Origin of the sequence: Erwinia aphidicola, assembly GCF_024169515.1 — a bacterium.
GTDB lineage: Bacteria > Pseudomonadota > Gammaproteobacteria > Enterobacterales > Enterobacteriaceae > Erwinia > Erwinia aphidicola.
This window is the reverse complement of record NZ_JAMKCQ010000001.1, coordinates 2,103,584-2,129,836: the sequence shown is the minus strand read 5'-3', so window position 1 is coordinate 2,129,836 and position 26,253 is coordinate 2,103,584. Positions and strand designations below refer to the sequence as shown.

The following is a 26,253-nucleotide window of genomic DNA, read 5'->3' as shown; positions in this document are numbered from 1 at the left end:
GGCTGTGCAGAGTAAACCAACCCAATACGGATTTATATGAGAAAGAAACCAATTGAGATGAATTTGAGTAACATTACAAAACATCGCGCAAGTGAATGTTTCAGGCAACCGCCCACATAACATGGCCAATCGCCGGGGCAATCACCACGGTCACCACGCCTGACAGCATCATCACCAGGCTGGAAACCACCCCCTCCTGCTGGCCGATCTCATAGGCGCGTGCCGTACCCGCCCCGTGCGATGCCGCGCCAAACCCGGCACCTTTTGCCAGCCCCTGCTTGATCGCCAGGCGCAGAAACAGCAGGTCACCGACCGCCATACCAAATACCCCGGTGATCACCACGAACAGCGCCACCAGATCCGGCTGCCCGCCGAGCTGTTTCGCCGCCGCCAGCGCAAACGGTGTAGTGATGGAGCGCACTGCCAGGCTGCGCTGGATCTCCTCCGGCAGCGTCAGCAGGCGCGCCAGCCACACCGAGCTGCACACCGCGACGGTAGTGGCGGTGATCACCCCGGCGCTGAGCGACAGCCAGTGGCGGCGGATAATCGCCAGGTTCTCATACACCGGCACGGCAAACGCCAGGGTGGCCGGGCCGAGCAGCCACAGCAGCCAGCGGCTCTCGCCAATGTAATCCTGCCAGGAGATATGCGTCACCAGCAGCAGCGCCACCAGCACCATTGGCGTCATCACCAGCGGCATCATCAGCAGTCGGTGCCAGCGGCGGTACAGGCGTTTGTTGAGGAAGTAAACCAGCAGCGTGGCCAGCAGGCAGGCAATACTCAGCAGCAAATCACGCATCGCGTTTCTCCTGTTTGCGCTGCGCCAGCCAGATTTCGAAACGATAAACCCGCTCGACCACCAGCGAGGTCGCCGCCAGCACCAGCAGCGTGCTGAGGCCAATCACCAGCAGAATGCGCCAGCCCTCAAGACGCAGCAGCTCGGCGTAGTTAACCACCGCCACCACCGCAGGAACAAAAAACAGCAGCATTTCCGCCAGCAGCCAGCTGGCTCCGGCCTTCACCCAGCCGAGCGGCATCACGCGGCAGATAATCAGTGTCAGCAGCAGTAACATGCCGACGATATTGGCCGGAAGCGGCAAATGGAACCAGATAACTAGCTGTTCTGAAAAAACAAATAGCCCAATGTACAGCATCACCTGTAGCGGAACCTGTAACCTGTGCAGCCAGCCCGTTCTCTGCGGGCTTATTGCCAGCGCCATGATGTTTACCCCATCGCCAATTGTTTTTACTGCAAACATTATAAAGCGGTAACAAAGGGTGAAAAAAATGACTTAATATTATTCAAACTATGCCAGACAGGAATGATTATGGACGTTCGCGCCCTGCGCTACTTTGTGGAAGTGGTTCGCCAGCAGAGCTTTACCCGCGCAGCCGAGCAGCTGTACGTCACTCAGCCGACGATCAGTAAGATGCTGCGCCAGCTGGAAGACGAGCTGGGCTGTACGCTGCTGATCCGCGAGGGCCGCAAACTGCATCTGACCGATACCGGCCAGGCGGTGTATCAGCGCGGGCTGACCATCCTGCAGGAGTTTAAGCAGCTGGAAGCGGAGATCAGCGATATTAACGAGCTGAAAACCGGCGAGCTGCGCCTCGGCATTCCGCCCATGGTCGGGATGCAGATTGCCGGTTCCATTTCGGCCTTTCGCCAGCGCTATCCTGGGGTGAAGCTGAAAATTTCCGAATTTGGCGGCCTGACGGTGCAGCAGGCGGTGCTGTCTGGCAGCCTTGATATCGCCATGACCGCGCTGCCGGTAGCCGACGATTTGCCGCTAAACTCGCTGGCGCTGATGAGCCACCCGCTGTGCGTACTGGTGCCGCGCACCGAGCAGTGGCTGCGCCGCAGTCATCTGCCGATCAGCGAGCTGGCCGGGCTGCCGATCCTGATTTATAACGAAGAGTTCTCGCTCAATCGCCAGCTGATGCGCGCCTTCCAGGCCAGCGGCTTTACCCCACAGATTGCGGTACGCAGCGGGCAGTGGGATTTTCTGGCGGCAATGGTGCAGGCGGGAATGGGGGTGGCGATCCTGCCGGAGCCAATCTGTCAGCGGCTGGATAAAAGCCAGCTGCTGTGGCTGCCGCTGAAGTCGGAGCTGGTGTGGAAACTGGGCTTGATCTGGCGGGAAGGCAGCTATCTGTCGCGCAGCGCCCAGGCGTGGATCACCTGCTGCCGCGAGTTCTGGCCGGGAGAAGCGCCGCGGTTATCGTTGTAACCCCGGCAAAACCAGGGCGAGGCATGCCTCGCCCCTGCGAAATCGCGTAGGGGTCGGGCATGCCCGACCCGCAATCCCTTCATTCCTCTTTCTCAATCAGCAGCGTTTCCAGCAGGTCGAGGTCGTGCAGCAGTTTCTGCATGGTTTCGTTGCTGATCTGCTGCGTGGCGCGCAGATGATACAGCTCGCCGCGCTCGGCACGCAGGCCGCTAAGGCGGAAGCGGCGTTCGAGGTTCTCGGCATACAGTGCGCGCTCCAGATCTTCCTTACCGTCCACGCGGCGGCGCAGGTTACCCACCACGCGCGAACTGATCTCTTTCAGCAGCTCCGGGTCGATATTCTCTTCCGTATCCGCCGCCAGGCGCTCTTCCATCTTGTACAGGCTCTCGATCGCCGTGCCGGCCATCACCGCGCGCGCCATCTGTACTTCGCGGCGGTGAACGGTTTTATCAATCCCTTCCACCCCGCGCAGCAGCAGCGGCAGCACCACGACGCCGACCAGCAGTGAGAACAGGATCACCCCGGTGGCGAGGAACACCAGCTCATAGCGCGCCGGGAAATCATCGCCGTTGGTCAGCAGCAGTGGAATAGAGAGCACACCGGCCAGAGTAATCGCCCCGCGCACCCCGGCAAAGGAGGCAATCAGCAGTTCACGCGTCGAGTAGCTGGAGAACTCCATCGGACGCTTTTTCAGCGCGGTGCGGCTGATGAGGCGCATGGTCCACAGCCAGCCAAAACGTACAATCATCAGCGCGACATAGATCATCACCACGGAAGCAAACAGCGCCCACAGCTCAACGTTGGGATCCGCATCCGCCTGGTGCACCGAGATTTCAAGTATGCCCGGCAGCTGCAGGCCCAGCATCAGGAACACCATGCCGTTAAAGACAAACTCCAGCATCTGCCAGACGCTGTTGGCGCGCAGGCGCATCGCCAGCGGTGCCTGGCGGATAATGCCGGAGCGCGAAATGGTCATCCCGGCTGCTACCGCCGCAAGGATACCGGAGACGCCGATATGTTCGGCAATCAGATAAGAAGCAAACGGCAGCAGCAGCAGCAGCACGGTCTGGGTGGCCGGATCATCCCCGCTCCAGCGGCTGAACAGGCGCAGCGATTTACCGTACAGCCAGCAGATGGCAATACCCGCCAGCAGGCCGCCGATCGCCACTTTCAGGAACTCTATCGAGGCGCCGGAAACGGTAAACACCATGGTGCCCATCGCCACCGCAACGGCAAATTTCAGCGACACCAGGCCAGACGCATCGTTCATCAGCGCCTCGCCCTGCAAAATCGCCATGATCTTTTTCGGGATGCGCCCCTCGCCGACGATACCGGAGAGCGCCACGGCATCGGTGGGTGACAGCACCGCCGCCAGCGCAAAGGCGGCCAGCAGCGGAATGCCCGGCACCAGCCAGTAAATCAGATAGCCGATACCGACCACGGTAATCAGTACCAGCACCAGCGCCAGGCCGAGGATCTCGCGCCCGTGGTGCAGAAACTCACTGGTTGGGGTTTTCCAGCCATCGGCAAACAGCAGCGGCGGGATAAACAGGACTAAAAACAGCTCCGGATCAAAGTCGACATGCAGACCAAAGGTCGGCCACGCCAGCAGCGCGCCCATGGCGATCTGCACCAGCGGCAGGGGAATTTGAAACGGAATGATGCGTGCAGCAACGCCGGACAGCGAAACAACCAGCGTCAAAATGAGGATGGTGAAGAAGATTTCCATGCTTTCCTTTCTTTATACGTCTTCCGGTGGGTAAAAAACAACCACGAACATGATGATGATCATGTCCTGAATGATAGTAAAACAAATTAAGAAAATGTTTAGAAACAGGATGTGCGTATAGAGGAGAAATTCAGTGACATCTGAAGGTGGGGCCGACGAATTCGGCCCCGAAACAGGATTAAATCGCCCAACCGCCGGCATAGAAAGCGACCAGGGCCACGGCAATGATCACCGTGCCCGCATTCAGCTTGCGCCACTCGCCGGCAAAGATACGGCCGATGACCAGGGCGCCGAAACCGAGCATGATGCCGGTGACGATGTTACAGGTCAGCACGATAAATACCGCAGCCAGCAGGCCGGACATCGCATCCACGAAGTCGCTAAAATCAATTTTCGACACGTTGCTCAGCATCAGCAGGCCAACGTACATCAGCGCAGGCGCCGTGGCATAGCCAGGGACCAGATAGGCCAGCGGCGACAGGAACAGGATCATCAGGAACAGCACGCCAACCACAATCGCCGTCAGACCGGTTTTACCGCCCGCCGCCGTGCCCGCTGCCGATTCGATATACACGGCCGCAGGTGCGGCGCCGACCAGACCGGAGAAGATGCTGCTCAGTGAGTCGGTGGTCAGTGCCTTGCCGCCGTTAATAATCTGGTTATCTTTGTCCAGCAGATTTGCCTGGCCAGCCACCGCGCGGATGGTACCGGTGGCGTCAAACACCGCCGTCATCACCAGCGCCAGCACGCTTGGCAGCACCGCCGGTTTCAGCGCGCCAAGAATATCAAGGCTGAACAGCAGCGAGTTACCCTGCGCATCGCTCAGGCTTGGCATCGCGAACAGCCCCTGATAGCTCACCGCCGGGTCGAAGATCAGACCAATCACCGAGATAGCAATAATCGTCAGCAGGATGCCGCCCGGCACGCGCAGTTTTTCCAGGCCGAAAATCACCGCCAGACCAAGCAGCGTCATCACCACCGGGAAGGAGGGGAAGTGACCCAGCGTAACCGGCAGGCCTGGGCCCGGGTTTTTCACCACCAGGCCAACGCCATCCGCCGCAATCAGCAGCAGGAACAGGCCAATACCCACGCCGGTGCCGTGCGCCACGCCCATCGGCAGGTTACGCAAAATCCACGCGCGGATACCGGTGGCGGAAATCAGCGTAAACAGCACCCCCATCAGGAATACCGCACCGAGTGCCACCGGAACGCTGATATGCTGGCCCAGCACCAGGCTGAAGGCGGTAAATGCCGTCAGCGAGATAGCACAGCCAATCGCCATCGGCAGGTTGGCCCACAGGCCCATCAGCAGCGAGCCGAAACCGGCCACCAGGCAGGTCGCGACGAACACGGCGGTCGGTGGGAAACCGGCTTTGCCCAGCATTGAAGGCACCACGATCACCGAGTAAACCATCGCAAGGAAGGTGGTGAGTCCGGCTAAGACTTCCTGGCGCACGCTACTGCCGCGCGCAGAGATTTTGAACCAGGCGTCTAAAGAGCCGCTGGCCGGTTGAGAAGGAGTCGACATAGTAATCCCCTGAGCTTTCTTATGAGTTATCGCTGCGCAGTACCGCTGTTACCCAGCGGCGTCCAACATTTGCATCCCTGGCACAATATACGCGGTACAAAAAACCTCAGGGCGAGGCACTGACCGGATAAAGGCAAACGTTTTCTATTCCACGCAAAAAACCGCGTAATTGCAGTGCTTATTTGTGAGCAAACGATTATCCGGTGTTTATTGGTGCATTTTCAACACCTGTTAAGCGGATCTCAGCAAAATAGTAGCGGGGGAGCGTGCCTGCATCGTCATAGCGCTTTCTTATGGCTATGGCACGATGCAGGCTGGGTGAAACCTTTATGCGTCAGAGGGAGAAAAAAATTCAGGAGAGGTTGATTTCGCCACCCTGCTGCAGAGCGCGCTGCCAGGCGGCACGCGCCTGCACTTTTTGCAGCCATGCCTGAATCGCCGGGCTGTCGGCGGCGCCTCCGCGTGCGGTCAGCGCCTGTAGTGGAAAACTCATTTGCACATCGGCAATGCTGAAGCGGCTGCCGGCAAACCACTGATGGCTGGTCAGGTGCTGCTCAATAAACTGGCGATGAGTCGCGATCTGCGGGTTGAGATAGCCTTTCTGCACCCCTTTACCAAAGGCGCTGCCAATCGGGCGCAGCAGCCACGGCACCGGAGCCTGCCCCATGCGGCTGAAGATCAGCTTCATCACCAGCAGCGGCATCAGTGAGCCTTCCGCGTAGTGCAGCCAGTAGCGCGACTGGATCACCTCCTCCTCATCGAAAAGTTTCAGCCGATTTTCTGCGTCATAGTGGGCTTCCAGGTATTCGAGGATCGCGCCGGACTCGGCCACCACGCGATTTCCATCGGTGATAACCGGGGATTTACCCAGCGGATGCACTTTTTTCAGCTCGGCGGGGGCCAGCATGCTGGTTTCGCGCTGGTAACGCTTGATTTGATAGGGCACTTCCAGCTCTTCCAGCAGCCACAGCACACGCTGCGAGCGCGAATTATTCAGATGATGCACGGTGATCATAGCCACTCCTTCAAGCGGTGAACAAACTCTAAGTATAGGAGTTTATGGCCCTTTCACATCCAGCAGGATCGCGCCGGTGCCCTGCTCGCTCAGCCTGTCGCCCGGGTTGCGCAGCGGGCAGTCCTCCATCGACAGGCAGCCACAGCCGATGCAGCCGTCGAGGTCGTCTCTGAGATGGGTCAGCGTCTCGATGCGGCGATCCAGCTCTACACGCCACTGCTGCGACAGCACCGCCCACTCTTTTGGCGACATGCGTTTGCCCGGCGGGTACTGCATCAGACTGTCGCTGATGGTCGCCAGCGGAATACCGATGCGCTGGGCAATCTTGATCACCGCCACGCGCCGCAGCACGTCGCGCGTGTAACGCCGCTGGTTGCCGGGGTTGCGATAGCTGCTGATTAATCCTTTGCTTTCATAGAAGTGCAGCGTGGAGACCGCCACGCCGCAGCGCTGCGCCACGTCGCCGGGGGTCAGTTCTCGCTTGTTGGGATTGTTGAGACTTTTTTTCATTTGGCCCTTTACCTCAAGTTAACTTGAGGAATTATACTCAGCAACCATTGAGACCGCGACCGTTTGACGCACAAGACCTGGGAGAAAAAGGAATGCATGACGACATCATCAACACCCTGACCCACTGGATTGATAACAACCTGGATAAGACGTTGTCGATAGATGAAGTGGCGGCAAAATCGGGATATTCGAAATGGCACCTGCAGCGTATGTTCCGCACCGTCACCAGGCAGACGCTGGGCAACTATATTCGCGAACGCCGCCTGACGCTGGCCGCAGAAGCCCTGCGTCAGACCCAGCGCCCGGTGTTTGATATCGCTATGCAGTATGGCTATGACTCGCAGCAGACCTTCTCACGCGTGTTCCGCCGCCAGTTCTCACAGACGCCGACCGCTTATCGCCACGCTATGCGCCGCCAGTCTTTACAGCGCAGCAGCTGGAACTTCGACTGCAGCGACTACTCAACCAGCGGGCTGCGCAACTGAATCAGCGCGACGCCACTGCGATTGACGGTGGCAGCTCCTGCGCCTCCTGCCCCCAGTACGAGGGCGACAGGTACCAGCCACCACCCATCTCCTTGATGTGATACATCGCCGCATCGGCCTGCGCCAGCAGCGACTCGGCCGAACGGTGATTTTTAGCCAGCGCCACGCCAATGCTTAGCGCCTGCCTTACCCGCGTGCCTTCCGGCAGAGGGATCGGCAGCGCCATCGCATCAAGGATGTTGCGCGCCACCTGAGCCACCTGCTCCTCACGCTCTACCGTTGGCAGCAGCACGGCAAACTCATCGCCGCCGAGACGCGCCACCAAATTATACGCGGGTAAACTGGCGCGCAGCCGCTGCGCGGTGACGGTCAGCACGTAGTCCCCCGCCGCGTGGCCGAAACGGTCGTTGACCTGCTTGAAGCGGTCGCCGTCAATAAACAGCACGCCAACCTGCTTGCGCGCCAGCGCATCCTGCATCAGCGTCGCCAGCTGCTGCTCAAACGCCTTGCGGTTGGGCAGGCCGGTCAGGGAATCGTGCAGCGCCTGATGGGCCAGCGTGTCATTTTCACGCTTCAGATGGCGCTGCCAGTTATCCAGCTCGTCGAGCAGGCTGTTAAAGTCGCCGCTTAGCTTGTTCAGCTCTGCAATCGACGATGACGGCACGCGCAGGGAAAATGCCCGTCGGCGGCGCACATCGTGGGCAACGGAGGCGATATTTTGCAGGCCCAGGAGGATCCCCGCATGCATGCGGTTCGACAGCGCACACGCCACCAGCGCGGTGACAAACAGGCTGCCGCTTAGCCACAGCAGTGCCTGCCACAGATAGTGCAGCACGCGAGTCGCATCGCCGCTGATCCACACCCGGCCAATTTCCTGCCGATGCAGCATCACCGGCGCACTAACCGGTTGCGGAAACAGCCAGCGCGACACGGCAGCGCTCAGCCCGCTGTGCTCTGCCTTGCCCGGCTGCTGCCAGCTGGCGAGCAGCTGCAGGTTCGCGTTATAAATGCGCCCGGAGGCAAATTCGGCCTGGTTACCGATCTCGCGCAGGATCTCCTTTGCCGCTGCTGCATCATTCTGCGCTACCGCCATTTGCGCGCTGTAGCTGACGCTGGTTGCGACCAGCTGAATATTATTCTCGGCGTAGCTGCGCAGTGCGAACATCGACAGCGCCGACAGCGATGCGCCGCTAAACAGCAGCGATACCACGATAATGATCAGGTGAATGCGCTGAAAAGACTCGCGCATGGTCGGCAGTTCGCGCGCGGCCACGGTTTTATTTCGCTGGTGTAAAAGGCTGGATAGCCAGGAGTTACCATTAAATGACACGCAGGCTCCTTATTATCTTCTGCCCCTGATTAATTATTTTTGCTTGGATTTCGGCAAGCGGAAACCCTCCAGAATAGATTTCTGGAAATTAAGATTAGGAGCAGCATTGATAAAAATCCTACAGGTCATCGCCAGGCTGCACAACTTTAAACAGCGTGAGATTCATCTTAAACCATCAAGTTTGACTTAGCGGTAAGTCAAATCACTGAGAGCAAACAGACGTTTTTCGCCAGAGGTTACGGTCACTTTTGATACTAAAAAAACTACCATACCAGGTATAAATATTGTTCAACTTTTAAAATCGAGTGATATAATGTGACCGCCGTCACACTTTAATGACCTGCGCGTCAAGGCGAAACGGAGCCTACCTGGCAGCTCCCGTCCGCTCATGGTGATGATGCATCCGTTTGTCAGGACCGATCACCGTGGAGTTTAGATAAGATGGCTACGATTACCACCAGCGTACTACTCATGAGATGGGAACTGCTGAGTGCAGTGATGATGTTTATTGCCAGCACCTTTAACGTGCAGTGCCGAAAAGCCAGTCGCAATGCGATGGCTTTCATGTTTACTGGTATCGGTATCGGTATGTCATGCTGGTTTGTCACCGGGCTGCTGGGTATTACGCTGAGTATGGAAAATCTGCACAACTTCTGGCATATCACCAAAGATGTGTTTGTCGAAGTGATGAGCCGTACACCCGCTGACTGGCCAATGCCGTAAGCGACACCTGCATGGCGAGCTGACCCGGCTCGCCGTACAGGGTATTATTTGCCACTCTTTAAATCTTTTTTAGCACCGCCGGTAACGGCACATCTTCGGGCTCTTTGCTTCCCGGCAACGCTTCTGATTTACGGTCCTGCAACCACATATCTCCCATCAGCTGATTCAGTCCGTTATCCAGACCGGTCACCAACCCCGCGCCTGGGGTAAACGTCAGTTCGCCAAAGTAGATATGCCCTTCATGGATGTACCAGTCCACGCGCACATAGTCAAAATCTGCCGCCAGCTGTTTGCTGAGGGTTAGCGCACGTTCCAGCGTCTCCATATCGCCGCTGATATCAAAACCGGTATCGCGGATTTTGTAGAAGCAGTTCTTCAGGTTGTTAACGTAGAAGTTCATCGACAGCGCCGAACAGCCTGCGCGGTTGTAGATCACCTGCAGCACATACTCAAAGTTGCCATCTTTCTTGTTGAACATATGGAACTTGTAGTCAACGGCGGCAAACTTGCCATCCCCGACGTATTGCTCAACCAGAATGCGCGGCTTGATATAGCGATAGTGGATCTCACGCGCATGGTGCGAGAAGTCCTGATGCAGCCACTCATCACAACGTTTAATCAGCAGCTGCTTCTGAATGCAGTCGGGCTCTTCCAGCACGATTTCGACCATCCCTGAGCCATGGTTCGGCTTGATCACGGTATTTTTCAGGCTGCCCAGGCTGAGCAGTGAAATCGGATCGTCAGTCTCATGAATCAACGGAATCAGATACTCTTCGCCAATAACGCGGGCAATATAATCTCTTACCAGCAATTTATCTGAAAGATTGGCATAGCGTACGTGATCGCCGGTCACATATTTACGATACAGAACTTTCTCATTGAACAACTTAGGTTCCCGGATGTTAGGTATACTTCTGAATTTCTGAAAGTAATAAACTTTATCCTGGTAAGACCAAGGCATCTTTTTGAGCAGGTAAACAAAACCTTTTCTCAATTCTGCTTTGAGCTTCAACATGATTTACCTCATCTGTAGGTTTTGTAGTTGAGTGAGGAAAGCTGTATTTTAAGAATGACGCCATTCTTAAAGAAATAATTCATTATCGTCAGGGATAAAAGCTCAGTAACAAACACGCTCCAGGCTGCGCCTGTTAATCCCCAGGAGTGGATAAAGAAGTAAGACGTTGCCAGACCAATCACCACCAGTAAAATGACTTTCACCAGTAAGTAGTTGAAACCGCCCTCTTTAACCATGTAGCGATACGCTACTGTTCCCATTGCCGAAAAGCAGGTTGCTAACGACAACAACGTAATGAGGTTTCCCGATTGTGTGTAGTCTTGCCCATAAAGGCTGTTGATGATCCTGTCACCAAACAGCGTGACAAGGGAGAGCATCAAAAATGAAACTGCCATTACATATCCGTACAGTCGTGAAGCCAGTTTTACTGCCACATCACCGCGTTCCCGGAAAATCTCAGAAAAGCACGATGTAATGATTGCGACCGGAATAAAAATCCATGAAGCAGAAATGGTGTTTGCTGCGGTGAACAACCCCAGCTCATGCGCTGAGCCAACCCCAACCAGAAAGAACTGTGCCGTCTTTACCTGAATAGAGATGAACACGCTGGAAATCGCCAGTGGCAAACCCGCATGCAGTAAATAACGTAAATAATTCCTGCGCTTGCGCCGCGGCGGTGGGCTGATGCTGTTGGTCTGATAAAAGCGACTGCGCTTGATCAGATACGGTACCAGCGTAACCGCAACAATCGACAGTGACAGCAGCAACGGGCTGAGTTTGAACCAGGCAACGCCAAAGCTGATGGCGAAACTGAGTATCATCCCCGTGGCATTGGCCACCGTGTTCATTCGCGATTCAAGGCGCGCATTGTTGTATACGCTAAAAATATCCTGAGTAACGAACATGGCCGAAATAAATGAAGCCACGGCAAAAACAATAAAATTTTCACGCATGGTCAACCAGACATACAGCAATACCGGTAACGACAGCACCAGTAATAATGTCAGGCGCAGTGATTTCGCCACGGCCATCAACCGCATTCCTTTCGATGCACTTTTGCTGATGCTTTTGAAAAGAATGGTTTCAGTACCAAAAATGGCAATAGTCTGAACAATTGAAAAAAGTGATGCAGAAAATGCTATTTGGCCAAATATGGCTGGACCGAAAGATTTGGCCACATAGGAGGTGACAAAAATTACACCAAAAACCGAGACAATCTTTTCAGACATCATCCAGGCAGCATTAGACATCACACTGTATTTCATCGAAGCATCCTTTGTGTTTCCAACACCCTAAAGCCACTAACCAACACATCCTTGTCCACAACTGATTCAATAACGCACAGTGATACCTGGCGACAAAGCGAAAATTAATCTGCTAATCAGGCATCGGCGTGCCTTTTATTAAATCATGCCATTTATTTTTGAGACGGTTTTTTTAACCGTGCCACATTCTCAACTGCTGCGAGTGTAGTTAACTCTGGTCTTATTCATACTGTGACCGTTTTCACAAAAATGCTTAAGTCGGGAGCAAAGTTAGCACAGTTTTTTTTCCCTGCCCGCTGGAGTTTTCCTAATTACTGCCTGGTCTTGTACTGGCATGAGACGAATTTATATCAAAAAAACCAATATCGAAAGCTAACAAAACCCTTTTGAAATAAAATAGGAGAAATCCCATGATGTTATTTCTTCATAATCCCTTAACTTAAAGCCTGCCATTCCAATCGCGTACTTTTAAACACTGCGCCAATATCTGTACAAAACAGATCCATTGATTAATGCAGTTATTCTCATCCCAATATTGTTAAGAAAGGTAATAGCATTATGAGAAAGTCACGATATACCGAAGAGCAAATCACCAGTGCCATTAAAGCTTCTGAGAGCGGCATTAAGGTGAAAGAGATTTGTGATGAACTGGGGATTTCTGAAGCAACTTTCTACAGTTGGAAAAAGAAATATGCTGGCCTCTCTTCAGAAGAAGGGAGAAAAATCAAAGAGTTGGAGGAAAAAGTACACACTATGGAGCGGGAACTACAAACCCTGTCATCGGACAAAGAGATGCTGCAAAGCGTATTGAAGAATTTCTTTACCACCAATGACAAGCGCCAGGCCGTTAATTTTTTGCAGGATACTTACGACATCGGCACGCGCCGCAGCTGTCGCCTGCTGGATATCAGCCGTAGCGTCTATCATTACCCGTATAATCTCGAAAATCAGTAATCGTTTTAAGCTGTTTGTTATGTATTAACAGGTCCAAATTAAAATATTCTCAATACTTATTGAAAAGTACCGGACGTTTTTTTTGGCGCGGATTTTTACTGATGAATTATTCGTAATCCCGCCCAGTAGTTTGGCCGTAACTTACTCAGTCACCAGCTAAAAACTCAGTAGCATCAAGGCTTTCAATGCGCGTTTATCTTTGCAGGCAAAGATAAACGCGCCGAAAGTGACTTAACCACTTCTAATAATTCTGCCAATCCCCGCCGCTAATGCCCCTGCCACGATAATCATTCTCGCTTAATCACTGGTTCATTAAACTGATTTATTGTGGGCGTTCCGTCGCTGAGCTTATGCTTAACGAAATGTGCTGCCACGCGCCTTTAAGGGCATCAGAATGTGAGTAGCATCATGCTACAAGTGCGCTTTTACATTATCAGAGTTAAACATTACAGGCTTAACCCACGCCTTCACTACTGTTAAATGATGTTTTATCTTATCAATCCCTCCTCTTCCCATGGGGAAAACTTCGGGCGACTTATCAATTTTTGACTCATTTTTTCGATTAAATAGTGGTATCCGCAAGATAAATGCGTCTCAAAAATGGAGAATTTAACATTCAGTAGGAGGTATTCACTGTCCAAAAAAAAGGTGCAATAAGAATAGCGATTATTCTTATAGCGGAACAATCCTGGATTGTGCCATGCAGCGGTGGCAAGAGATGAAAAAAAGCGCGACCGACACGGCCAAAAATGTGTGATCTAAATCACACAAATGCGATTATATGGCCCGCGGTGAGCGCGAGCCAGAGCGGGCCGCTGCGCGACAGAAATCATCAGGATTTCCTCGCCAGCAGCCTGCATTACTCAGTTATCTTCAACGACTTTACTACCGGCTCTGGCTTGATACGCATTGCGCTAATCACGCCGACCATCAGGCAAGCCACGCCGCACAGGGTGAGTAACGGCGGCCACGACTGACGTAATAAAAAGGTATAAGTGAGCCCGGCGAGGATTTCAAACACGATAAGTGGCCCCACCAGCACAGTCGGCAAGCGCTGGCTGGCTTCATTCCAGCACAGCGTGCCCAGCCACGAGCAGAGCAGCGCAATCGCCAGCATCAGCGCAATAAATACGCCGGGGCGCGGGCCAAAGGGCAAGGCGAACTCCGGCCGGGTCACATGAAGCAGCGCCATCACCAGCAGATAACCGACAGCGGCCAGCGGCAGCGTGACCACCCCCTGCGCAGTTGCCCAGGTCGCCGGGCGGATGGGATGCCGGCGCAGCCAGCGGGCATTGCGCAGTGGATACCATGTCCAGCAAACGACGGCGGCAAACGCCAGCGCCATGCCGCTCAGGTAGCGCCAAAGATCAAACTGCTGCCCCACTGTACGCAACTCGGCCACGTTGACGCACACCAGCCCGGCAGCAATCAGCAGCAGCGCGGGGCAGAGTTTCGCCCAGCGCAAGCGCCCTTCTTCAGCGCCGTAAAACAGATTGGCACTCACCGAGATAACCACCGGCAGCGTGCCGATAATCATGGTAGAGATTGGCGCGCCGGTGCGCTGGATCGCCGTCGCCAGGCAGGCGTAATAGAGAAGGTTGCCGACCAGCGTCAGGCGAAAAGCCTCCTGCCAGTCGCGGCGCGACAGTTTCTTCAGACGATGGCGATCCTGCCAGGCCAGCAGCAGCGCAATCAGTCCAAACGCCAGGTAGCGCCCCATCGACTGCAGCGTGCCGGGATAATCCGGCACCATCAGCGGGCCAACGAAGATCAGCCCCCACATCAGCCCTGCAATCATGGCAAATAAAATTCCAGCAAGCATAGTCCGCTCCGGCCAAAAGAAAACGCCAGTATGGGGAAAGAGAGCGGGCAGAGATTGTAGCAAATTGCGATCAGCGCAGCTGAGCACGCACCTGCTTCTGATAGCGCGAAGGGGTAATGCCGTAGCGGATGGCGAAGGAGCGCGTCAGGTGCGCCTGGTCGGTCAGCCCGACCGATGCAGCCACGTCCGCCGCAGGCAGGCCGGCGGCCAACAGCTGGCTGGCGCGGTAAAGGCGAAATGCCATCAGCATCTGATGCGGGGTGACGTGGTACTGTGCCTTAAACTGCCGCTGAAAGTGATACGGGCTGAGCGAGACCAGCGCGGCCAGCTCATTCAGGGAGATGCGTTCGCAGAGGTTCGCGCGCAGATAATCACGCACCACGTCAAAGCGATGGCGTGGTCCTGCCGCTAAGGGGCGGGCGATGCGGGCGTGCGGGCGCAGTAGCTCGCAGAGGTTGAGCAACAGGCCATCCACGGCCAGCGGATCATCGTGATGCCACAGATTTTCCATCAGCTGCGACAGCAGACGGGCGCGCTGTGGATCGTGGCACACCGCCTGTTCAAACCACCATTCTGCTTCCCCGGTCAGGGCAGCCAGACGTTGTGGCTCAAGGTAGATCATACGGTACTGCCAGCCGCCTTCAGTGGCGGATTCGCCGGTGTGCAGCTCGTCCGGGTTCATCAGCACCAGTGAATCGACCGGGGCGACATGCTGCGCCCCGCGATAGCGAAAGCGTTCGGCACCGCGATCGATGGTGCCGATGCCGAACGCTTCATGCGTATGAGGCTCGAAGGCGTAACGCGTGATATGCGCACGATACAGCTCGACGCCTGGCTGCCCGGAAAGATGCCGGAAGCTGGCGCGATCCTGCTCGTAGCAAAACTGCTCTGGTACCCCTTCCACTGCCGACCCCATCAAAAAATGAACAGGGCGTCAGCTTACGGTGTTTGCCTCACGCTTTCCAGCCGGGTTAAATCAGACCTTCCGCCTTCATCGCGCGCTGAACCGCCGGACGAGCCGCAACGCGGCCCGCAAACGCCTGCAGATCCGGCCAGTTATCCAGGCTAAAGCCCACCACTTTGCTCCAGCCGAGAACGGTAAACAGATAGGCATCGGCCACGGTAAATTTATCGCCCATCAGCCAGTTTTTACCCGCCAGCGCGCCGGAGAGCCAGTCGAGACGTTTGTTCAGATTGCCGGTCGCCGCCTGTTTCCAGTCCGCCGACTGCGCGGGGTTGAATAGCGACCCCATCGGCTTGTGCAGCTCGGTGCTGATAAAGCTCAGCCACTCCATCAGCCTGTAGCGTTCGGCGGTGCCGGCTAAGGGCGCAAGACCCGACTCCGGCTTGAGGTCAGCCACGTACTGCGCAATCACGGTACCTTCGGTCAGCAGGCTGCCATCATCCAGCAGTAAGGCAGGAATATAGCCTTTGCTGTTGATGGTGGTGAAATCTGCGCCGCTTTCGGTTTTTTTAGTTTTCAGATCAACGCGTTCCAGCGTGAAGGTCGCACCCACTTCTTCCAGAGCAATGTGGGGAGATAACGAACAGGCACCCGGGGTATAGAACAGTTTCATCAAGCTAACTCCTTGTTAATAGATGGGCATCACCATACGCGATTCAGTCTACGCCGACTTTAGCCGTTTATGCCACCGCACAGGGGTTACCAGAGAAGAGTAAACGCCGATTCAACCGAATGATAACGTCACGAAACAGTCACCGGGCATTGAGGCACCATTAAGCTTTGTCCTGCTTTAATCGGGACACTTTCCTACAACGGCTTATTGTCATGTCATCAGAAGCACTGTTTTTCAGCAGTCCCGAGAGCGCGCTCTCACTGTTTACTGCCCTGGTCAGCGGACGCATCACGCCGAACGCCACATGGCAATCCTCCGCTTATCGGGCAAAGTTCCTGCTGCGCTCGCTGGCCTTTCCGCACAGCACCGCCCTGCATATGAGGCAGCTGGCGGATATCCCGGCAATGCGCGAAGCACTTGTGCTTCAGCCGATGCTGCCGGGAAAAGTTCACCGCCCGTACCTGCATCTGGGGCTGAGCGCCACCCAGCGTGCCCGGACCATCGGCCAACATTACCGTTTTATGCAACAGTTAACCGCTGGCGTTCTGCGCCAGGCGCTGCTGTCGCCGCACTCCACCGAGCTGGTGAGTTTTTATGGCAAGGATGACCAACCTTTTCGCGTCACAGTTGCCTGTAATGGCCGCTGCGAGCGCGAGGGTGAAGTGGTGATGCTGCTCAGTAGTGGGGAGGTTACGCTGGCAGTGCTGACGTTCGCCATTACCGAACAGCGCGGCCAGCCGGTGCTGGTCATTGGTTGCGTGCAGGGTGCCCATCGCGATACGCCCCACGAGGCAATCCGCCTCGCGACCAAAGCCTGCTACGGTCTGTTTCCGAAACGATTACTGCTGGAAGTGGCATTTTTGCTGGCGCGTGAGCTCGGTATCAGCACCCTGCAGGGGGTCAGCGACTGCAGCCACACCTGGCGCAGCCTGCGCTATCGCTTTAAAAAGAAAGAGGCGTTTGTCGCCAGCTATGATGAGTTCTGGCAGTCGCTTGATGCCAGCCGCCTGTCGCGCCAGCTATGGCAACTGCCAGCGGAACTGGCACACAAAGCCATGGAAGAGATCCCCAGTAAGAAACGCGCGGAGTATCGCCGCCGCTATCAGCTGCTGGACGATCTGCACCAGCAGTTTAGCCGCTTCGCCTGAGGGGATTACTGCGCGGGGGTGGATTCCTGCTGCACTTCGTCGATCTTCCAGCCGTCGCGTTCATGCACCAGCGTTACCAGCAGATGCTGCTGGTCGCTGGGATCGCGGCCGAGGATCACATCCCCGGCGGCGCGGTTGCCGTTGTAGGTAAAACGGCTGACGCTGACGTTATTGACCCAGCCATCGCTGTAGTCCTGATCCTGCAGAAAATAGTCATCGTCCATGCCATCAGGGCTTTTGATCAGCAGGTTAATTTTTTGCAGCAGCCGCTGGGTGACATATTCATTTAACAGCGGATCGTGTTCATCGATCGGGCTCTCTTCTTTACTCAATGCCGTCAGATACCAGCTGTAAAAGGCCAGGCTGGTCCCCTGTGGATCGACGTTATGCTCCGCCGCCACCGCCCCACAGGCAAACAGCGTGACAACCAGCATCAGCAACCACTTTTTCATGCAAACCATCCCGGATAAATCACCACTTACACTCCTGAGCATTTTAGTGCCATCCTGGCCGACAGTGATTGTATTGAAATTATCCGGCTAATCCAGCCCTGCGCCCCTCTGCCCGCCTGTTTTTTTAGTAACTGTTTATGCTGCGTTGCCCAGCCAGTCGCGCAGCAGCATAAGCAGCGCACCGGGCTGCTCCAGCGGCAGCATATGCCCACTGTTTTCGACCACTTCCAGCCGCGATGCGGGAATGGCCGCCGCCAGCTGCCGCGACTCTTCCAGCGTGCGCATGCGATCGTCGGCGGCGGCAATCACCAGCGTGGGGCAGCGGATGGCCGACAGGAGATCGGTGTCGCTGCTGCGCGGCATCCGCAGCTGGCGGATAAAGGTCTCGCGCCCGAGGCGCACGCTCATATCGAGGATCGCCTGCTGCAGCTGCGGGTCGGACTGATGGTCACGGCTCAGCGATTGCGCGATCGCCCGCTGGCCGATGCCGTGGAAGGTGCCGCTGGCGCGCTGCAGATTCTCCGCCACCGCCTGCTTAAACTCCGCCATCGCCTCACTGTCCGCCGCGCTGGAGGTGGCGATCAGCACCAGACTCTGCACGCGCTGCGGCACCCGGCGCAGGATCTCGCGCGCAACATATCCGCCCATTGAGAACCCCACCAGCGTGAACCGTGGCGGGCAGGCTGCCAGTACCGCATCGGCCATCTCCGTAATGGAGCGCCCCTGCGACAGATCGCCGTAAATCAGCGGGCCAAGCTGCTCCAGCTCCGGCAGCATACGCTGCCACAGCCCGGCATCACACATCACGCCGGGCAGTAAAACTAACGGTGTCGGATTCATGCCCAGTGCTTCTTCTTGCTGGTTTTGCCAATGCCCGGATTGCAGCTATTGGTGGGATCGAGCTGATGGAAGTGCTGCTGATGCGCTTGTGAGGCGTGATACAGGTGGCCAATATTGTGCTCGGCCGGATATTTCGCCCCGCGCTGGTCGAGATACTCCAGCACCGCCGCCTTGAACCGGGCGCCATCAACGCCCGGCTTGAGGATGTAGTCCTGATGGTTGACCAGGCAGAAGAAGTGGCCGCAGCAGGAGTTTTCCAGCACCTGTGACTGTAGCTCCGGCGGCAGGTGGATCAGCCACTGCGTATCGTTACGGCGCAGGGCGACGTCAAAGGCGATCAGCCTGTCGTCGGTATTAATACCGTAATAGTCGCAGTAGAACACCGTGCAGGCACCCACGCCGAAACGCACCAGAAACGCATCCTGCTGTTCAGCTTCGCTGCAGTGAAACCACTCGCCGTTGCGCGCGGCGAAAAAGGCCGTCAGCAGACGGCTCATCGACGCAACCTCATCGTGGGCCAGTTTAATCATCAGATGGTGTTCATAGCGGCGATGCCAGGAGAGCAGGCGCGGCGCCACGGTTGATGGCGTCACGCGGTTGCCCCACTGGATCAGCTTATCGATGGTGTTGGCAGGGAACAGCTTCAGCTTTTTCACCCGCGCATCCCACAACGCCTTTTTACGCATCAGGCCGGGCAGCGCCGCCGGGCCAAGGCGCTTGATCGACAGGAACATATGGCGGGCATAGCGCAGCGTCAGACGGAAGGCGTTGCGGTGGATATACTCCGCCTGAATCGGCAGGGTTTCCAGATTCTCAATCAGATAGCGGCGCAGGCCGAGCAGCACCTGCTCATCGTTGCTGCCGATATAGAAGGTGTCCTCCTGCGGGGTAGCGTCAAAGGTTGCCAGGCGCACGGCGAAAACGATCACTTTGCCGGCGCAGCCCGCGCTGTCGTGCAGATACTGCGGATTGCCGTTGAAGCGCGTTGGGGTTTCCGCCGCCACGTCTTTGATCACCGCCGCATAGTCATCCGCCCAGATCTTACCCGCCCAATCCGGCGCGGTACCGGTGGTGTACTGCCCGGCCTCCAGGTTGGCGATGATCTCCTCCGGCGCAGTGCCGAGATCGATACCGAGGTGATTGACCAGCAGCAGCTGGCCGTCCTCGGTAATTTGCGCAAACAGCGACTTCTCGGTAAACGCCGGGCCGCGCTGCAGCAGCGAGCCGCCGGAATTATTACAGATACCGCCCACCACCGACGCGCCAATGCACGAGGAGCCGATCACCGAATGCGGCTCCTTATTGTAAGGGGCAAGCGCCGCTTCCAGCTCGGTCAGGGTGCTGCCGGGAAAGGCAATAATCTGCTCTGCATTATCAATCACCTGCACGCCTTTGATCTTGCGCGTGCTGACGATAATCACCGGGCGATCGTAGTCATCACCGTGCGGCGTTGAACCGCCGGTCACCCCGGTATTAGATGCCTGCATCAAAATTATGCAGTCATCCTGCTGGCACACCTGCAGCACCTGCCACAGCTGCAGCAGCGTTTCCGGCAGCACCACCGCCAGCGCATCACCGTGCCCGACGCGAAAGCCTTTGCAGTACCAGGCTTTCTGGTAGCTATCGGTAATCAGATTATCGGCGCTGACCAGGTCGGTCAGCTGTTGCAGGGTAAGAGCGTGTTGCATCTTCTTGCCTCTCCTTAGCGTTTATTTTTTTGCCGCATCGAGTGTACCTGACCCGCTTACGAATGAATAATTAGTTAACTTTTTACTCTGGTATAGATAACGCAATTTTATGCAACTTATATGCAGTAAAAATGCATATAAAAAAATTTCCCTCTGTTTTTCAAAAAGTTGAATGTGATCATAAAGTGAATAATTACGGATGACACTGTGTTGACTTTGTTACAGCACAGCGCCAGCATGATGCCCACTTACCGACTTCCTGCGCTCGTAACGCCCTGATATTTCTATGGGGAAGGGGTGGTTTTGCCCGCTAATAATACAATGTTGAGAGGATGCTATGTCTGACCAAACGGATGCGCAGCAACACCTGCATCGCGGCCTGAGTTCACGCCATATTCAGCTTATCTCCCTCGGCGGTGCGATCGGCACCGGGCTGTTTATGGGCGCGGGCAAAACCATCGCCGTTTCCGGCACCTCGATCCTTATCACCTATATCGTGGTCGGCTTCTTTATGTATATGGTGATGCGCGCGATGGGTGAAGTGCTGCTGACAAAGCTCGATTACCGCTCCTTCGCCGATTTCGTTTCCGACTATCTCGGCCCTAAGGCCAGCTTCTTCCTCGGCTGGTCCTACTGGCTGAGCTGGGTGGTGACCTGTATTGCCGATGTGGTGGTGTGCGGAGGTTATGTACAGTACTGGCTACCGCAGCTGTCACCGTGGATACCGGCGCTGTTCACCCTTGGGTTGCTGTGCCTGTTTAACCTGCTGTCGGTGAAAATGTTTGGCGAGGCGGAATTCTGGTTTGCGATTATTAAGGTGATCGCCATTGTGGCGCTGATTGTCACCGGCATCTGGATGGTGGCAACCGGCTGGACCTCCCCGGACGGCGTGACCGCCTCGCTGCATAACCTCAGCGACCCGGCGGTGTTTATGCCGCACGGCATTGTCGGCTTTTTTGCCGGTTTCCAGATCGCGATTTTCTCCTACACCGGTATTGAGCTGCTCGGCACCATGAGCGCCGAAACCAAATCGCCGCAGACGGTGCTGCCGAAGGCGATCAAGGCGATTCCGCTGCGCATCATCATCTTCTATGTGCTTTCGATGGTGGTGATTATTGCGGTGACCTCGTGGCAGCATATTTCGCCGGAGACCAGCCCGTTCGTCACGCTGTTTGCCAAGGCGGGCCTGCCTGCCGCCGCCGCGGTGATCAACTTTGTGGCCCTGACCTCGGCGATGTCCTCGGCCAACAGCGGCGTCTACTCCAGCACGCGCATGCTTTATGGCCTGTCGGTTGAGCAGCACGCCCACTGGCAGTTCCGCATTCTGTCGCGCACCACGCGCATTCCGGTGCGCAGCCTGATGTTCTCCTGCTTTTGCATGTTAAGCGGGACGCTGCTGCTGTTCCTGGTGCCGAACGTGATGACGCTGTTTACCGTGGTGTCGACGCTGGCGGCAATCCTGGTGATTTACAGCTGGGGGATGATTCTGGTGGCCTATCTGGTGTACCGCAAGCGCTGCCCGCAACTGCACCAGCGCGCGACGTTTAAGATGCCGGCGGGGATTGTGATGAGCTGGCTAACCCTGCTGTTTTTCCTGTTCTCGCTGGTGGTGATGGTGTTTGACCCGGATACGCTGAGCGCGCTCTGTGCAATGCCGCTGTGGTTTATCCTGCTGGCGTGGTTCTGGCGGGTGAAGCAGCGCCGGGAGCAGCAGCAGACCGCCACGGTTTTGTAATGGCCCGGCGGCCGATCGAAAAAGAGGATCGGCCCCTACGGGTGAGAACCGCGTTGTTTTGTAGGGGCGGACCCTCTTTTCCGGTCCGCCCGTCGGTGCAACATGGGTAGGGCCGATCGGTAAAGAGGATCGGCCCCTACAGGTGAGAACCACGTTATTTGTAGGGGCGGACCCTCTTTTCCGGTCCGCCCGTCGGGGCAACATGGGTAGGGCCGATCGGTAAAGAGGATCGGCCCCTACAGGTGAGAACCACGTTATTTGTAGGGGCGGACCCTCTTTTCCGGTCCGCCCGTCGGTGCAACATGGGGACGGGCCGATCGGAAAAAGATCGGCCCCTGCCGGGTGTTTATCGCGCTTACAGCACGCCCTGCGCCAGCATCGCGTCGGCGACTTTGACGAATCCGGCAATGTTGGCGCCGCGCACATACTGCGTCTGCTTGCCCTCCCCGCCGTGCTCCACGCAGGCGTGGTGGATATCCAGCATGATATGTTGCAGGCGGATATCGACCTTCTCCGCCTTCCAGCTCAGACGGGCGGCGTTCTGCGCCATCTCCAGCCCGGAAGTCGCCACCCCGCCCGCATTCGCTGCCTTGCCGGGCGCAAACAGCACGCCCGCATCAAGAAACGCATCGGTCGCCTGGATGGTGGTTGGCATGTTGGCACCTTCCGCCACCGCCTTTACGCCATTGGCAATCAGCAGACGGGCGGCAGGTAGATCCAGCTCATTCTGCGTGGCGCACGGCAGCGCGATATCCACCGGCACGCTCCACGGCTGCTGCCCGGCGAGATACACCAGGTTGCGTTCGCGCGCATACTCTTCCACGCTGCCGTATCGTTCGTTTTTGATCTCGGCCAGATGCGCCAGGCTCGCAGGCGTAAAGCCCGCTTCATCCACTACCGTGCCGCGTGAATCCGACGCGGTCAGCACGCGCGCGCCCAGCGCCATCGCCTTTTCAATCGCATACTGCGCCACGTTGCCCGCGCCGGACACGGCAACCGTGCTGCCCTCAAAGCCCAGACCGTGGCGTTTCAGCATCGCGTCGGTAAAGTACACCAGGCCATAGCCGGTCGCTTCCGGGCGGATCAGACTGCCGCCGAACGACAGTCCTTTGCCGGTGAACACGCAGGCGGTGTTATTCGACAGCTTCTTCATCATCCCAGCCATAAATGCCACTTCGCGCCCGCCCACGCCGATATCCCCGGCCGGAACGTCGGTATCCGGGCCAAGGTGGCGATACAGTTCGGTCATCAGCGCCTGACAGAAGCGCATCACTTCACCGTGACTTTTCCCTTTCGGGTTGAAGTCAGAACCGCCCTTGCCACCGCCCATGGGTAACGTCGTCAGCGCATTTTTAAAGGTCTGCTCGAAGCCGAGGAACTTGAGGATCGACAGATTTACCGATGGATGAAAGCGCATCCCTCCTTTATACGGACCAATCGCCGAGCTGAACTGCACGCGCCACGCACGATTAACCTGTACCTGGCCTTTATCATCAACCCAGGCCACGCGGAACTGAATAGCGCGCTCCGGCTCAACCAGCCGCTCCAGTAGCGCCTGCTGCTGATAGTGAGGGTTTTGTTCGAGGAATGGCCACAGGGAGGTGAATACTTCGCGCACCGCCTGCAGATACTCTGGCTGATGCGGATCGCGCTGCTGTAAAGAGGTGAGAAACGCTTCCAGAGAGGTAAAAGCTGTCATAACAAATTCCTTATGCGAGATGAGCTAGCCCTAATGACATTCATTATTTTTCAGGATAATCAGAGGGATGATGAGGTTCCTTGCGCGACTATATCACCGCACTTTAAGGGTGCAATGAAAAAGTGATGAGCTGAAAAGCGCAGGGAAAAGCAGCAAAAATCGCGCAAAGCACCGCCAGCTCTGCCCTGGCGCCCCCTCAAGGCAGAGACGACCGATAAGAAAAAGTTATGACCGAAATCGTGAGATAAACAGGGGTAATTGGCGCAGAGGCAGAAAAAGGGGACGTCATGATTTATCGATAAATGTAAACATGAGAAATGGCGATTGCTCACCTGCTCATTACCGTGATTCGATGCACTCTCCCCCCGTTCCGTTCAATGAGTTGAATTAAGCCTAATGAGAGATAACACCGATTCTGAGCCACTCAATCTGACCGCGCTGTTATTGATCAATGAGCATTCGCGCAATGGCAAAGCGCTACGCCAGCAGGCGAAACAGAGCCTGTCAGCGCACCGCATCGACGTGATTGAACCGCCAAAAGAGGATCGCCGCAGCAGCAGTGACCTGATCCGCGCCTGGGCCGACGGCATTGATCTGGTGATTGTTGGCGGCGGTGACGGCAGCCTGAATGCCGCAGCGCCGGGGTTAATGAGCAGCGGCTTGCCGCTCGGCGTATTGCCGCTGGGTACCGCCAATGATTTTGCCCGCACGCTCGGCATCAGCAACGATCTGCAGCAGGCGGTAAAAATTATTGCCGCCGGACATCGCCGGGAGGTCGATCTTGGCGAAGTTAATGGCCACCTGTTTTTCAACGTCTCCAGCATCGGCTTTTCCGCCACGCTTGCCCGCCATCTGACCGCCGAATCGAAAAAGCGCTGGGGCACCTTCGGCTATGCGCTGGCCGCGTTTAAGCTGCTGAAACAGAGCCGCCCGTTTAGCGCCAGCATCGAGCATGACGGCGTGACCGAGAAGGTGAAAACCGTACAGGTTTCAGTCGGAAACGGGCGTTTTTACGGTGGCGGGATGACCGTGGAACAGAGTGCTGCCCCCGATGACGGATTACTGGACGTGTACAGCCTGGAAGTGGCGCACTGGTGGCAGATGATCGCCCTGCTGCCTGCGCTGCGGCGCGGCACGCATGGCCGCTGGCGCAAGGTGCGCACGCTTTCCACCACCGCGCTGACGCTGACCACCCGTCGCCCGCATGATATCAACGCCGACGGTGAGCTGATCGGGCAGACCCCTGCTCGCTTCACAATCAAAACTAAAGCTATTCAGGTGTTTGCGCCTGCGGCTAACCCTGCTCTTTAAATTAATCTGGGAAACTTCATCATGAAAAAGTTAGGTATTCTGGTCATAACCGCGATGGTGACGATGATCGCCGCCTGCGACGACGCCACCAAAGAGAAGATCAAAGAAGCCGATAAGAGTGCGACCAGCCTGGTCGAATCCGCGCAATCCCAGTGGGATGAAACCCGCAAACAGGCCACCGATCTCGCCGACCAAAAAATGGCCGAGCTGAATGCCGCACAACCGCTGGATGAGGCGAAGAAAAAGATCAGCGAACTGGGCGAGATGAAGCTGAGTGATTTGATTTCCGGCGGAGATGACGAGCAAGGCAAAGAGGCGGAAGAGGCGGAATCGGAGAGTAACTGACAGCCTGTCTACAAGGGTTATCCCATCAATGGGGCAAGAGAAAAGACAAAGAACCCTCTAAATGAGCTGAAAACAAAAAGCCCCGCATTGGTATGCGGGGCTTTTTTTGACTCGCTGACGACGCTGTCAAATCAGAAAGGGATGTCGTCGTCGAAGTCCATTGGTGGCTCATTGTTAGCAGGTGCGCTGTTCTGCTGTGGAGCCTGCTGCGGACGGGACTGCTGTGCGCCGCCGCTGAACTGGTTGCCGCCCTGTGGCTGCTGAGGCTGGCCCCAACCGTTGTTGTTGCCTGCGCCCTGACCGCCGCCTGCTGGAGCACCGCCGCCCTGAGCACGACCGCCCAGCATCTGCATGGTGCCGCCAACGTTAACCACAACTTCGGTGGTGTACTTCTCAACGCCAGCCTGGTCAGTCCATTTACGGGTCTGCAGTGCGCCTTCGATATAAACCTGAGAGCCTTTACGCAGGTATTCACCGGCCACTTCTGCCAGCTTGCCGAACAGCACAACGCGGTGCCATTCAGTTTTCTCTTTGGTTTCGCCGGTCTGCTTGTCGCGCCAGGATTCGGAGGTAGCCAGAGTGATGTTGGCAACGGCACCGCCATTCGGCATGTAGCGAACTTCCGGGTCCTGCCCCAGATTTCCGACTAAAATTACTTTGTTTACGCCTCTGCTGGCCATGTTGCTCTCTCCGGTTAATGTTCGTTCTCTAAGTCTAGGCGCAAAATTCTATCATGGGCTACCCTGAGATCCTACATTTAGGAGACGCCTCGAAAAAGGCTTACTTTCGTTGCAGCGTTGCATCAGTTTGCATGGCACTTCAGGGCAAAACACTGGTTATCCATTCAGGTT

25 protein-coding genes are annotated in these 26,253 nt (G+C 56.3%); 8 read left to right on the top strand and 17 right to left on the bottom strand.

Going from position 1 to position 26,253, the window contains the following annotated elements:
* Positions 1–100: 100 nt before the first annotated feature.
* Together J2Y91_RS09850 and J2Y91_RS09845 are read right to left on the bottom strand one after the other, a co-directional pair.
* Positions 101–799: an LrgB family protein gene (locus J2Y91_RS09850; RefSeq protein WP_048917537.1), complete on the bottom strand. Its 699-nt coding sequence runs from the start codon at positions 797–799 to the stop codon at positions 101–103.
* Positions 792–1,220 (bottom strand): CidA/LrgA family protein, encoded by a 429-nt coding sequence (locus J2Y91_RS09845; protein ID WP_062818492.1) that lies wholly within the window; start codon positions 1,218–1,220, stop codon positions 792–794. Before J2Y91_RS09845 ends, J2Y91_RS09850 begins: the two co-directional genes overlap by 8 nt.
* A gap of 108 nt (positions 1,221–1,328) precedes the next feature.
* Here J2Y91_RS09845 and J2Y91_RS09840 point away from each other — a divergent pair, with 108 nt between their 5' ends.
* A complete protein-coding gene (locus tag J2Y91_RS09840; protein WP_133624959.1) occupies positions 1,329–2,231 on the top strand; it encodes a LysR family transcriptional regulator in 903 nt (300 codons plus the stop codon).
* Between the two features lie 79 nt (positions 2,232–2,310).
* Here the strand turns inward: J2Y91_RS09840 and J2Y91_RS09835 are convergent, their stop codons facing one another.
* The 4 genes from J2Y91_RS09835 to soxR form a co-directional block, all read right to left on the bottom strand.
* Positions 2,311–3,960, bottom strand: a complete 1,650-nt coding sequence (locus J2Y91_RS09835; RefSeq protein WP_048917539.1) for a Na+/H+ antiporter — start codon at positions 3,958–3,960, stop codon at positions 2,311–2,313.
* A gap of 178 nt (positions 3,961–4,138) precedes the next feature.
* Positions 4,139–5,488 carry an NCS2 family permease gene (locus tag J2Y91_RS09830; RefSeq protein ID WP_048917540.1) on the bottom strand — a complete coding sequence of 450 codons (1,350 nt, stop codon included), beginning with the start codon at positions 5,486–5,488 and terminating at the stop codon, positions 4,139–4,141.
* Positions 5,489–5,840: 352 nt separating this feature from the next.
* Positions 5,841–6,503 (bottom strand): glutathione S-transferase family protein, encoded by a 663-nt coding sequence (locus J2Y91_RS09825; RefSeq protein ID WP_253538067.1) that lies wholly within the window; start codon positions 6,501–6,503, stop codon positions 5,841–5,843.
* 42 nt (positions 6,504–6,545) lie between these two features.
* A complete protein-coding gene (soxR, locus tag J2Y91_RS09820; RefSeq protein WP_048917542.1) occupies positions 6,546–7,013 on the bottom strand; it encodes a redox-sensitive transcriptional activator SoxR in 468 nt (155 codons plus the stop codon).
* A gap of 92 nt (positions 7,014–7,105) precedes the next feature.
* Between soxR and soxS the strand changes: the two genes are divergently transcribed.
* Positions 7,106–7,498 carry a superoxide response transcriptional regulator SoxS gene (gene soxS, locus J2Y91_RS09815; protein WP_253538065.1) on the top strand — a complete coding sequence of 131 codons (393 nt, stop codon included), beginning with the start codon at positions 7,106–7,108 and terminating at the stop codon, positions 7,496–7,498.
* A 1-nt stretch (position 7,499) separates the two neighbouring features.
* On the opposite strand, the gene dgcN is transcribed toward soxS, so the two are convergent.
* Positions 7,500–8,828, bottom strand: a complete 1,329-nt coding sequence (gene dgcN / locus J2Y91_RS09810) for a diguanylate cyclase DgcN/YfiN (RefSeq protein ID WP_253538062.1) — start codon at positions 8,826–8,828, stop codon at positions 7,500–7,502.
* 441 nt (positions 8,829–9,269) lie between these two features.
* Here dgcN and J2Y91_RS09805 point away from each other — a divergent pair, with 441 nt between their 5' ends.
* A complete protein-coding gene (locus J2Y91_RS09805; RefSeq protein WP_048917544.1) occupies positions 9,270–9,551 on the top strand; it encodes a YjcB family protein in 282 nt (93 codons plus the stop codon).
* Between the two features lie 58 nt (positions 9,552–9,609).
* Here the strand turns inward: J2Y91_RS09805 and J2Y91_RS09800 are convergent, their stop codons facing one another.
* The gene (locus J2Y91_RS09800; RefSeq protein ID WP_048917545.1) at positions 9,610–10,566 is read right to left on the bottom strand and encodes an ATP-grasp fold amidoligase family protein; all 957 of its coding nucleotides are present in this window, start codon (positions 10,564–10,566) and stop codon (positions 9,610–9,612) included.
* 8 nt (positions 10,567–10,574) lie between these two features.
* Positions 10,575–11,831, bottom strand: a complete 1,257-nt coding sequence (locus J2Y91_RS09795) for an MATE family efflux transporter (RefSeq protein WP_048917546.1) — start codon at positions 11,829–11,831, stop codon at positions 10,575–10,577.
* A 558-nt stretch (positions 11,832–12,389) separates the two neighbouring features.
* On the opposite strand from J2Y91_RS09795, the gene J2Y91_RS09790 reads away from it, so the two are divergent.
* On the top strand, positions 12,390–12,785 hold the full coding sequence (locus J2Y91_RS09790) for a transposase (protein WP_048917547.1): 396 nt from the start codon (positions 12,390–12,392) through the stop codon (positions 12,783–12,785).
* A gap of 859 nt (positions 12,786–13,644) precedes the next feature.
* Here J2Y91_RS09790 and J2Y91_RS09785 read toward each other — a convergent pair.
* From J2Y91_RS09785 to gstA, 3 genes are all read right to left on the bottom strand, one after another.
* Positions 13,645–14,607: a DMT family transporter gene (locus tag J2Y91_RS09785; RefSeq protein ID WP_253538051.1), complete on the bottom strand. Its 963-nt coding sequence runs from the start codon at positions 14,605–14,607 to the stop codon at positions 13,645–13,647.
* Positions 14,608–14,677: 70 nt separating this feature from the next.
* On the bottom strand, positions 14,678–15,511 hold the full coding sequence (locus tag J2Y91_RS09780; protein WP_253538049.1) for an AraC family transcriptional regulator: 834 nt from the start codon (positions 15,509–15,511) through the stop codon (positions 14,678–14,680).
* A 67-nt stretch (positions 15,512–15,578) separates the two neighbouring features.
* Positions 15,579–16,184 (bottom strand): glutathione transferase GstA, encoded by a 606-nt coding sequence (gene gstA, locus J2Y91_RS09775; protein ID WP_048917550.1) that lies wholly within the window; start codon positions 16,182–16,184, stop codon positions 15,579–15,581.
* A 212-nt stretch (positions 16,185–16,396) separates the two neighbouring features.
* Between gstA and J2Y91_RS09770 the strand changes: the two genes are divergently transcribed.
* Complete coding sequence (locus J2Y91_RS09770) at positions 16,397–17,332, top strand: VirK/YbjX family protein (RefSeq protein WP_048917551.1); 936 nt, start codon at positions 16,397–16,399, stop codon at positions 17,330–17,332.
* Positions 17,333–17,337: 5 nt separating this feature from the next.
* Here J2Y91_RS09770 and J2Y91_RS09765 read toward each other — a convergent pair whose 3' ends face one another.
* The 3 genes from J2Y91_RS09765 to dld form a co-directional block, all read right to left on the bottom strand.
* Positions 17,338–17,784 carry a DUF3828 domain-containing protein gene (locus J2Y91_RS09765; protein WP_048917552.1) on the bottom strand — a complete coding sequence of 149 codons (447 nt, stop codon included), beginning with the start codon at positions 17,782–17,784 and terminating at the stop codon, positions 17,338–17,340.
* A 135-nt stretch (positions 17,785–17,919) separates the two neighbouring features.
* Entirely contained in the window at positions 17,920–18,624 is a 705-nt protein-coding gene (locus tag J2Y91_RS09760) for an alpha/beta fold hydrolase (RefSeq protein ID WP_048917553.1), read from the bottom strand.
* Entirely contained in the window at positions 18,621–20,312 is a 1,692-nt protein-coding gene (dld, locus tag J2Y91_RS09755; protein WP_133624962.1) for a D-lactate dehydrogenase, read from the bottom strand. The genes J2Y91_RS09760 and dld overlap by 4 nt, the downstream gene beginning before the upstream one ends.
* A 337-nt stretch (positions 20,313–20,649) precedes the next feature.
* On the opposite strand from dld, the gene J2Y91_RS09750 reads away from it, so the two are divergent.
* Positions 20,650–22,047 carry an amino acid permease gene (locus J2Y91_RS09750; RefSeq protein ID WP_133624963.1) on the top strand — a complete coding sequence of 466 codons (1,398 nt, stop codon included), beginning with the start codon at positions 20,650–20,652 and terminating at the stop codon, positions 22,045–22,047.
* Between the two features lie 355 nt (positions 22,048–22,402).
* Here J2Y91_RS09750 and gdhA read toward each other — a convergent pair whose 3' ends face one another.
* Positions 22,403–23,746, bottom strand: coding sequence for an NADP-specific glutamate dehydrogenase (gene gdhA / locus J2Y91_RS09745; protein ID WP_133624964.1), 1,344 nt, complete (start codon positions 23,744–23,746; stop codon positions 22,403–22,405).
* A gap of 396 nt (positions 23,747–24,142) precedes the next feature.
* Here gdhA and J2Y91_RS09740 point away from each other — a divergent pair, with 396 nt between their 5' ends.
* Together J2Y91_RS09740 and J2Y91_RS09735 are read left to right on the top strand one after the other, a co-directional pair.
* Positions 24,143–25,057, top strand: a complete 915-nt coding sequence (locus J2Y91_RS09740) for a lipid kinase (RefSeq protein ID WP_133624965.1) — start codon at positions 24,143–24,145, stop codon at positions 25,055–25,057.
* Between the two features lie 21 nt (positions 25,058–25,078).
* Positions 25,079–25,402 carry a hypothetical protein gene (locus J2Y91_RS09735; protein WP_133624966.1) on the top strand — a complete coding sequence of 108 codons (324 nt, stop codon included), beginning with the start codon at positions 25,079–25,081 and terminating at the stop codon, positions 25,400–25,402.
* A gap of 131 nt (positions 25,403–25,533) precedes the next feature.
* Here J2Y91_RS09735 and ssb1 read toward each other — a convergent pair whose 3' ends face one another.
* Positions 25,534–26,082 (bottom strand): single-stranded DNA-binding protein SSB1, encoded by a 549-nt coding sequence (gene ssb1, locus J2Y91_RS09730; RefSeq protein ID WP_048917558.1) that lies wholly within the window; start codon positions 26,080–26,082, stop codon positions 25,534–25,536.
* Positions 26,083–26,253 lie beyond the last annotated feature (171 nt).

Coding starts and splice junctions, on each gene's coding strand:
- J2Y91_RS09770 (WP_048917551.1), top strand. CDS start 16,397: ATGTCATCAGAAGCACTGTTTTTCAGCAGTCCCGAGAGCGCGCTCTCA.
- J2Y91_RS09830 (WP_048917540.1), bottom strand. CDS start 5,488: ATGTCGACTCCTTCTCAACCGGCCAGCGGCTCTTTAGACGCCTGGTTC.
- gdhA (WP_133624964.1), bottom strand. CDS start 23,746: ATGACAGCTTTTACCTCTCTGGAAGCGTTTCTCACCTCTTTACAGCAG.
- J2Y91_RS09735 (WP_133624966.1), top strand. CDS start 25,079: ATGAAAAAGTTAGGTATTCTGGTCATAACCGCGATGGTGACGATGATC.
- J2Y91_RS09835 (WP_048917539.1), bottom strand. CDS start 3,960: ATGGAAATCTTCTTCACCATCCTCATTTTGACGCTGGTTGTTTCGCTG.
- J2Y91_RS09790 (WP_048917547.1), top strand. CDS start 12,390: ATGAGAAAGTCACGATATACCGAAGAGCAAATCACCAGTGCCATTAAA.
- soxR (WP_048917542.1), bottom strand. CDS start 7,013: ATGAAAAAAAGTCTCAACAATCCCAACAAGCGAGAACTGACCCCCGGC.
- J2Y91_RS09760 (WP_048917553.1), bottom strand. CDS start 18,624: ATGAATCCGACACCGTTAGTTTTACTGCCCGGCGTGATGTGTGATGCC.
- gstA (WP_048917550.1), bottom strand. CDS start 16,184: ATGAAACTGTTCTATACCCCGGGTGCCTGTTCGTTATCTCCCCACATT.
- soxS (WP_253538065.1), top strand. CDS start 7,106: ATGCATGACGACATCATCAACACCCTGACCCACTGGATTGATAACAAC.
- J2Y91_RS09825 (WP_253538067.1), bottom strand. CDS start 6,503: ATGATCACCGTGCATCATCTGAATAATTCGCGCTCGCAGCGTGTGCTG.
- dld (WP_133624962.1), bottom strand. CDS start 20,312: ATGCAACACGCTCTTACCCTGCAACAGCTGACCGACCTGGTCAGCGCC.
- J2Y91_RS09800 (WP_048917545.1), bottom strand. CDS start 10,566: ATGTTGAAGCTCAAAGCAGAATTGAGAAAAGGTTTTGTTTACCTGCTC.
- J2Y91_RS09795 (WP_048917546.1), bottom strand. CDS start 11,831: ATGAAATACAGTGTGATGTCTAATGCTGCCTGGATGATGTCTGAAAAG.
- J2Y91_RS09845 (WP_062818492.1), bottom strand. CDS start 1,220: ATGGCGCTGGCAATAAGCCCGCAGAGAACGGGCTGGCTGCACAGGTTA.
- J2Y91_RS09850 (WP_048917537.1), bottom strand. CDS start 799: ATGCGTGATTTGCTGCTGAGTATTGCCTGCCTGCTGGCCACGCTGCTG.
- ssb1 (WP_048917558.1), bottom strand. CDS start 26,082: ATGGCCAGCAGAGGCGTAAACAAAGTAATTTTAGTCGGAAATCTGGGG.
- J2Y91_RS09765 (WP_048917552.1), bottom strand. CDS start 17,784: ATGAAAAAGTGGTTGCTGATGCTGGTTGTCACGCTGTTTGCCTGTGGG.
- J2Y91_RS09785 (WP_253538051.1), bottom strand. CDS start 14,607: ATGCTTGCTGGAATTTTATTTGCCATGATTGCAGGGCTGATGTGGGGG.
- J2Y91_RS09740 (WP_133624965.1), top strand. CDS start 24,143: ATGAGAGATAACACCGATTCTGAGCCACTCAATCTGACCGCGCTGTTA.
- J2Y91_RS09805 (WP_048917544.1), top strand. CDS start 9,270: ATGGCTACGATTACCACCAGCGTACTACTCATGAGATGGGAACTGCTG.
- J2Y91_RS09840 (WP_133624959.1), top strand. CDS start 1,329: ATGGACGTTCGCGCCCTGCGCTACTTTGTGGAAGTGGTTCGCCAGCAG.
- J2Y91_RS09750 (WP_133624963.1), top strand. CDS start 20,650: ATGTCTGACCAAACGGATGCGCAGCAACACCTGCATCGCGGCCTGAGT.